General features: G+C 35.5%; 1 protein-coding gene. It reads left to right on the top strand.

What is annotated here, in order from left to right:
• The first annotated feature begins 371 nt into the window (after positions 1–371).
• Positions 372–578, top strand: coding sequence for a hypothetical protein (locus BCAMP_RS11225; protein ID WP_035315674.1), 207 nt, complete (start codon positions 372–374; stop codon positions 576–578).
• Positions 579–1,110 lie beyond the last annotated feature (532 nt).

Here is a 1,110-nt window from a genome sequence, read left to right as displayed (position 1 = left end):
GTATGTTTTGTTTTAAATGTGTTATTCTTTATGAGTGTCATAGCAAAATCATCCTTTATTGTTTGGTGTCGTAACCTCAATAATACATGATTTTTCGCTAAGGCACTTTTTTTATAAATTCAGGTGGCTAACTTGATTATACAATTCGCCCCCAGTGAAAATACCATTAGAATGGTCAAAGTAGCACTATAGCTTTGTACAAATTAATCTGAAGTGATGGAATAGAAAATTATCTCTTACCGTTGCAGATTACATGGATTTCTCTATTTTAATGAAATGATTATTAGTCTGTACATGTAAGTTCTAGGTATATTTAGCTTAGGATTTATCATATTGGTTAAGCTATCTTAAAACTGTGAATGGAGGATAACATGAAAAAACAACTGCTTTACTTTGTTTTTCTTAATGTAGCATGTATTGCTTTTTGTTTTTTTATTTTACCAACATTACCTGAACTAATGCCTCGTCATACCAATGGTGTAAATATTACCTCTTATGAAGCTAAAACAATAACTAACCCCGTCTGCTATCTAGCGCTTTCTAATGTTGATGAATACAATAAAAAAGAGGGGGGATAAGATGAAAAAACAAGTGTCATTGCTATGAGAGGTTACCGATGCCTAGTGATGACATTGCAATTGAGTGTTTCATTCCGAAACGACCGGCGTTCATTTGGGCAAGGATGAGTGTTAACCTCACGCTGAAATTTAAAATGATAGTGAAAACTAAGCATAAAAAAAAGCCAACAGCATTGCTGTTGGCTCAGATTGTAGACAAAGTCGAATTAAACTGGTTTTACTTTGAACGTTAGTTCAAGTAACTTTGGTTACAAGATGACTTGACTGAAAAGAAACGTTGTTATAGTAGGAAACACGAGCCTTTGAGGTGAGTGTACAGATGGTACTCGACTCCGAGAAGGCGAGGCATTGACGACCTAGAACAGCGTTTATCTTCAGACTGAGCCAACAGCATTGCTGTTGGCTCAGTCAAAATATATCCTCATCGTATCGTTGTCTGGTTAAATTTTCAGCTGATAACGAGGGAATAAGCTATACAATAGTCCAACAAAAATCGCGCCAATGCCAATGATTTGGTAACTAGAAGGCATAA

The sequence above is a fragment of the Brochothrix campestris FSL F6-1037 genome (genome assembly GCF_000525915.1).
GTDB classification, from domain to species: domain Bacteria; phylum Bacillota; class Bacilli; order Lactobacillales; family Listeriaceae; genus Brochothrix; species Brochothrix campestris.
This window is presented reverse-complemented; position numbering and strand designations above follow the sequence as displayed.